Annotated in this window: 6 protein-coding genes; 1 reads left to right on the forward strand and 5 read right to left on the reverse strand. The window is 63.1% G+C overall.

All coding sequences use genetic code 11. The annotated features are described in order from the left end of the window. Window positions 1–51: 51 nt before the first annotated feature. The 4 genes from AC1VS5_RS05595 to pckA form a co-directional block, all read right to left on the reverse strand. Entirely contained in the window at window positions 52–273 is a 222-nt protein-coding gene (locus tag AC1VS5_RS05595; RefSeq protein WP_144687720.1) for a DUF6485 family protein, read from the reverse strand. 15 nt (window positions 274–288) lie between these two features. After that, the gene (locus AC1VS5_RS05600) at window positions 289–612 is read right to left on the reverse strand and encodes an MGMT family protein (RefSeq protein ID WP_019128574.1); all 324 of its coding nucleotides are present in this window, start codon (window positions 610–612) and stop codon (window positions 289–291) included. Between the two features lie 94 nt (window positions 613–706). Continuing rightward, complete coding sequence (locus AC1VS5_RS05605) at window positions 707–1,435, reverse strand: B3/B4 domain-containing protein (protein ID WP_481217975.1); 729 nt, start codon at window positions 1,433–1,435, stop codon at window positions 707–709. Window positions 1,436–1,762: 327 nt separating this feature from the next. After that, the gene (pckA, locus tag AC1VS5_RS05610; protein ID WP_481217976.1) at window positions 1,763–3,349 is read right to left on the reverse strand and encodes a phosphoenolpyruvate carboxykinase (ATP); all 1,587 of its coding nucleotides are present in this window, start codon (window positions 3,347–3,349) and stop codon (window positions 1,763–1,765) included. 171 nt (window positions 3,350–3,520) lie between these two features. Between pckA and AC1VS5_RS05615 the strand changes: the two genes are divergently transcribed. Then, window positions 3,521–4,984, forward strand: a complete 1,464-nt coding sequence (locus AC1VS5_RS05615) for a lipopolysaccharide biosynthesis protein (protein ID WP_481217977.1) — start codon at window positions 3,521–3,523, stop codon at window positions 4,982–4,984. Between the two features lie 98 nt (window positions 4,985–5,082). Here the strand turns inward: AC1VS5_RS05615 and AC1VS5_RS05620 are convergent, their stop codons facing one another. Further along, window positions 5,083–5,922 carry a metallophosphoesterase family protein gene (locus AC1VS5_RS05620; RefSeq protein ID WP_481217978.1) on the reverse strand — a complete coding sequence of 280 codons (840 nt, stop codon included), beginning with the start codon at window positions 5,920–5,922 and terminating at the stop codon, window positions 5,083–5,085. Between the last annotated feature and the right edge of the window lie 167 nt (window positions 5,923–6,089).

Genomic DNA, 6,089 nt, shown 5'->3' on the forward strand with positions numbered 1-6,089 from the left:
CCCGGCTTGACGGCACGTCGAAAAAGCGACCTGCCAACCAGACGTCCAGCTTTAGGCACTCAGATGCTTCAGCGCGTGCTCGGCAAAGCCCTTGTAGGTCCAATCCTGCTCATCGCCGGGCAGCAAATCGGTCGAGATGTCCTTGAAGAAGCAGGTCGGGATCTCATGCTGCTTCAGGCATTTCGCAATGCACGGCGTGCAGCCAGAATTATGGTTGCACGGGTTATTCGGGCATGTATGGTCGGTGCAGGTGCAAAACGGTACGTTCGCCATGGCTCCCCCTCTTTGTCACGCCGTGCCCGCAGGCCAGCGGCACAGCCTCATATCGACATGCGTCTCGTCTTTGAAGGCGACTCCCTCGTCCTCAAGAAGCCTTCGTTGAGCTTCAGGACCGCCGAATGCGAACCCTTCGCAGATGCTTCCATCGGCGAACACCACGCGATGGCACGGCACCTCGCCGGGGCGCGGATTGCTATGGAGCGCAAAGCCCACGTAGCGGGCCTTGCGGGGCTCGCCCACCAGGCGGGCGATCTGTCCATACGTGGCAACCATCCCCTCGGGAATCTGCTCCACCATGTCGTACACGCGCTCGAAGAATCCCTCGCGCTCCATACGGACCTCCTCCCCCGCCCCTCAGATGAGACAGTTGTGCCAGGCACGATTGTCTCTGAGACAGTTGTGCCAGGCACAACTGTCTCAAATGCTACTAATCGGCGATGACGACCTCCGGGTTTTCCGCGGTCACGAGGGCCTTCACGCGAATCGTGGCACCCAAGTAGCGCTCCACGAGCTGAGCGAGCTCGTCGACGGCCGCCTGGCAGTCGTCAGCGCGCTCAGGCTCAACACACTCGATGATAAGGAACGCATTGCTTGATTCATCGGTAAGCGCCGTACGGACGCCATCGCGCCAGTTCCAGCAACGACACACGGCTCCCGCGTCATCGCGGTAGCACACCTCTCCGGGAAGCGTCGGGTCGTCGTGCTCGTTTGCCCCGAGCGGCAGGAACGGGTCGCCGCCCTCCGTCACGCCCAGGCGCAGATCGCCTTCAAAGGCATCGATGTCCTCCCCGCCCACAGGCAACGCATATTTGAGCGAGATGGCGTTGTAGATATCCACCGAGGGCGTGATGCTTCCCACCGGATTGCCCTTAAGCACGCGCTTGAGCAGGTTCTCGATGGAGCAGCGCGCGCCCTTCTTCGTCTTGAAGGCCCGGTAGGCCTCGCGCCACGCACGCACCGGCTCATTCTCTGAGATAACATCGCTCGTGATGAAGCGCTCGGCCTGCACGTTGGCTCGGTCGAGCAGGCGTTCGATCTCTGCGGCATCGTCGGTGGGAACATTAGCCGCGGGCTTCATGCCCTCCGCGACAGCGATGCCGATCACTGCCTGGGGAAAGAGCTCCCAAAACGAATCCTCGACAACAAATCTCTTCATGTATGTCGCTCCTTTCGCAAGGCGCCCTTCGGCCTGAACGCCATCAGGCACCCAAAACGAACGAACGCGCACCCGCCGACCACCTTCTTTGCCCTACAGTGTCGGCACGCACGCGCTCGCGATGCCCCATCCGGGGATGGGGCGGTATGTCGCGACCATGATACCGCAACAGACCTGATAGAAGTGATGTAAGTCACCGGCTCTGCATCATCATCGCGGATTGAGCCAGCTTCAGCGAACGACGCCCTGGCGAGACAGACTGCCTTTGCAAAATTCCCTCTGTCCTGATTTTGCATGCCCGCCAGGGCGCCGCGCGGCGTCAACTCGCTAGCGGACGCGCGTCATGCTCTTAAGGTCGACGCCCGGATAGCGCTTCTCGAAGTTCTCCTTGAACTTGGACGCGAGATCGGCCGCGGCCCTATCGTAGGCAGCGGGGTCGTCCCAGGTGCCGCGCGGATCGAGCAGCTCGCGGGGCACGCCCGGGCACTCGTTGGGCACCTCGACGTCGAACACGTCGTTGTGCTTGTAGCCAGCGATGTCCAGCGAGCCGTCCTGAGCAGCCTTGACGAGCGCGCGGGTATGGTAGAGCGCGATGCGGTGACCGACGCCGTACGGGCCGCCCGTCCAGCCGGTGTTCACCAAGTAGACGCGCGTATCGTTCTGCGTGATCTTCTCGCCCAGCAAATAGGCGTAGACCATGTGGTCGAGCGGCATGAACGGCTCGCCAAAAAGCGCGGAGAACGTAGGCTGAGGCTCCTTGACGCCGAGCTCCGTTCCCGCAACCTTGGCGGTGTAGCCCGTAAGGAAGTGGAACATCGCCTGTTCGCGGCTCAAGCGCGAGATGGGCGGCAGCACGCCGTAGGCATCGGCCGTGAGGAAGAGCACGACGCTCGGCACCTCGCCCGTCCCGGACTCCACCACGCGCTCGATGTGCGTGAGCGGGTAGGCGGCGCGACCGTTCTCGGTGATGGAGCTATCGGAGTAGATGGGCGCGCGGCTCTTACGGTCGAGCTTGACGTTCTCGGACACGCTACCGAAGCGAATGGCGTCGAAGATATCTGGCTCGCGCTCGCGCGTGAGGTCGATGGTCTTGGCGTAGCAGCCGCCCTCGATGTTGAAGACGCCGCGGGGGCTCCAGCCGTGCTCGTCGTCGCCGATCAAGAGGCGCGCCGGGTCGGCCGAGAGCGTGGTCTTGCCGGTACCCGAGAGGCCGAACAGGATGCAGGTCTTGCCGGTGTCGGGATCGACGTTGGCAGAGCAATGCATGGGGAGCACGCCGTCCTCGATGGGCAGGAGGTAGTTCATCATCGTGAAGACGGCCTTCTTGATCTCGCCGCAGTAGCCGGTACCGGCGACGACGATCTGCTTCCCGTTCATATCGAGCATCACCGCAGCGGGCTCGACGCCATCGCGGTCGCGGGAGCACACGTACGTGGGCGCCGCGAGCACCATGATGTCCGGACGGCCGAAGACCTCGAGCTCATCCTTGCTGGGACGGACGAGCATGTTCTGGATGAAGAGCGCCTGGTGCGCGCGCTCGCATACGACCATGACCTTGCGCGCGTACTGGCGGTCGGCGCCGGCATAGCCGCGGATCACGAACAGGTGGCGGCGCTGCGACATGTAGCGCACCACGTTTTTGCGAACGCGCTTATAGGTGGACTCGTCGATGGGCTTGTTGGTCTTGCTGTTCCAATTCACCTGCTCGTCGGCCTCACCGGCGTCGACGATGTAACGGTTCTCGGGGCTGCGGCCGGTAAAGGCACCCGTCGACACGGAGAGCGAACCGGTCGAGGTAAGGTATGCCTCATGGTGCGACACGGAGTGCTCGATGAGCTTCGCGGGGCTCCAGTCCACATGGACGCGATCGAAATCGCAGTTGATTCCGTTTTCCAGCAGTATCGTCTCGATCATTCGCAGTACCTTTCTAGCCCTTGGCGCGCACTCCGAGCGATCAAGTAGCCGCGCCGTCCGTAACAACTGTGTACATCGCTCAACTACACTGGTAACTGATTATAATTGACGTTCACGCGTTGTCGCACCACGACACCGTGAACGGTCATGACCCCGATGAAGAGGAACACCGTGTCCTTGAATCCCCTCGATACCCTCCGCCTTAAGCTCGCCGAGCGTCGCGGCACGCCGGCCGCGAGCCCCTCCCGCGCCGCGCGCGCCAACGCGGGCCACCTCGCCGCGCGGCGCCGCCGCCAGCCCTACCTCGCCCGTCTTGTCAACCAATGGTGGACGCGCCTGCTCCAGTCGGTGTACAAGGGCTCCCTCAGCGAGCAGGAAGAGGAATACGAATCGCACAGCGCCTCGCGCGACTACGTGTGGAACACCATCGGAACCACCGTATGGGGCATGTCGCTTCCCATCCTCTCGATCATCGCCACCCAGCTCGCCGGCACCGAGCAGGCGGGTATGTTCTCGCTCGCGTTCTCCACGGGCATGCTGCTCATGTACGCCGCCAACTACGGCGTGCGCAACTTCCAGGTTTCGGACATCGACGAGACGCACGCCTTCACCTCGTACCAGATCAACCGCTGGAGCTCCGCCGCGGCCGCGCTCGTGCTCGGCATCCTCTACTGCACCGTGCGCGACTACCAGCCCTACATGGCAACCATCTGCGCCGGCGTGCACCTCTTCAAGCTCGTCGACGGCATCGCCGACGTTTACGAGGGGCGGCTGCAGCAGGCAGACAAGCTCTACCTCGCCGGCATCTCGCAGACGCTCCGATCGGGCGCGGTGTTTCTCATCTTCACGCTCTTCCTGCTCGTGACGCACAACATCGCCGTGGCATCCGTCGCCATGGGCATCGCCGCGGTGGCATCGCTCGTGCTCGTCACGATTCCGCTCGCGCTGCTCGAGACCGAGAAGTCACGCCGCTGGCGCATGGAGGAGGTCATCGATCTCTTCCGCCAGTGCTTCCCGCTCTTTGCGGCGCTCTTCCTCTTCAACCTCATCGAGACCATGCCGAAGCTCGTGATGGAGGGGTCGCTCCCCTACGAGAACCAGATTTACTTCAATGCGCTGTACTTCCCGTCGCAAAGCATCCAGATCATCATCGGCTTCATCTATAAGCCCCAGCTCGTACGCTTGGCCAACATCTGGTCCAACCCGCGCAAGCGCCGCCGGTTCGACCTCATCATCCTCGCGATGGTGGCCGTTATCGTTGGCGTGACCGCAGCGGTGGGCATCCTCATGGCGACGGTCGGCATACCGTTCACGAGCTTCATGTACGGTGTTGACTTCGAGCAGTTCCGCTTCCTCTGCTACCTCATGGTCATCGCGGGCGGCGTCATCGCGGCGATTGACTTCCTGTACGCCATCGTGACGGTGCTTCGTCGCCAAGGCTCCGTGATGCGCCTCTACCTGCTCGCGTTCGTGGCGGTCACGGCGCTCTCGCTCGTGCTCGTGAACCTCATCGGGCTCACGGGCGCCGTGGTGAGCTATCTGGCGTCGATGGCCTTCCTGCTCGTGCTGCTCATTCTGGAATACCTCAACATTCGCCGCGCCATCCGCAAGGAGCGGAACCCGTTCTCGTCATAGCGGCCGGACGCGCGCAAACGAGACAGTTTCACCCGGCACAACTGTCTCACAACTGTCTCATGCGGAGTGAGACAGTTGTGCCGGGTGAAACTGTCTCACTACTCGCCGTCCTTGATGGTGCCGTACCAAACGGCTCCGTCATCGAGGCGCACGAGCCCCACGCGCCCCCTCGGTGCGCCCGCCGCCGCGGAGCAATCGATATCGATGCGATCGGCAACGCCGCCCGTCGCATCGCATGCCCCCACGGGGACCACGATGCCGCGGCCATCCTCGTTAACGCCTTCGTTTGCCATGCGGTCCGCGTAGCGCGAAAGCACGATCGACGGAGTATGGCCCACCACCACGACGGGACCGGTGCCATCCTTGCCCACGAATCCGGTCGGTTGGCCCCAAAACTCCTCGCGCGTCCACAGCAGGGTTTCCGGCAGCTGGCGCGACATCATATCGAGCAGCTGCTCTTCAGTGGCCTCCGCCGCACCGCGCCCTTCGCTCGTGTCTACTCCCGCCGTCGCCAGGTACCCGCGCGCCTCCATCGCGTCGATGCCCGCATGCGTGAGGATGTAGCGACGGCTCTCGGTCTCTGCCACGGCGAACAGCGGCAACCCGCGCATCCAATCGATGAGCTCGGCGTATTCATCGCGATCGAGCACGTCAAGGCCGGTCGCCGTAGCGAACCCGCCGTTGAGCGCCCAGGTGAAGCCATCCATCTCCCCCGTATCGAGAAGCACGTCGAGGAGCATGTTCTCGTGATTTCCCATGAGAACGTGGACGTTCGGAAGCGACCGCACGCGGCGAATCACATCGACGGGCGCGGGCCCGCGATCGACCATGTCGCCAAGGACATAGACCTCGTCGTCATCGCCCGGGGACGCAAGATCGAGCACCTCTTCGAGGGCACGGACATGTCCGTGAATGTCCGACATCACATAAATCGCCATGGCGTCTCCTCCGTGCATCGAACGCGTGCCATGCGCGCTCGTGCCTGTATTGTACCCGCTCCGCCACCCGTTCCGCACGGTGTCGTTCACGCCCGGCTGGGTTCTCCCGCAGGCCGTCGCCGCCGGTGCTCCTCGGGATGCCCGAAATCTCGAGTGTTTCACTGGGA

The sequence above is a fragment of the Enorma sp. genome (genome assembly GCF_982429025.1).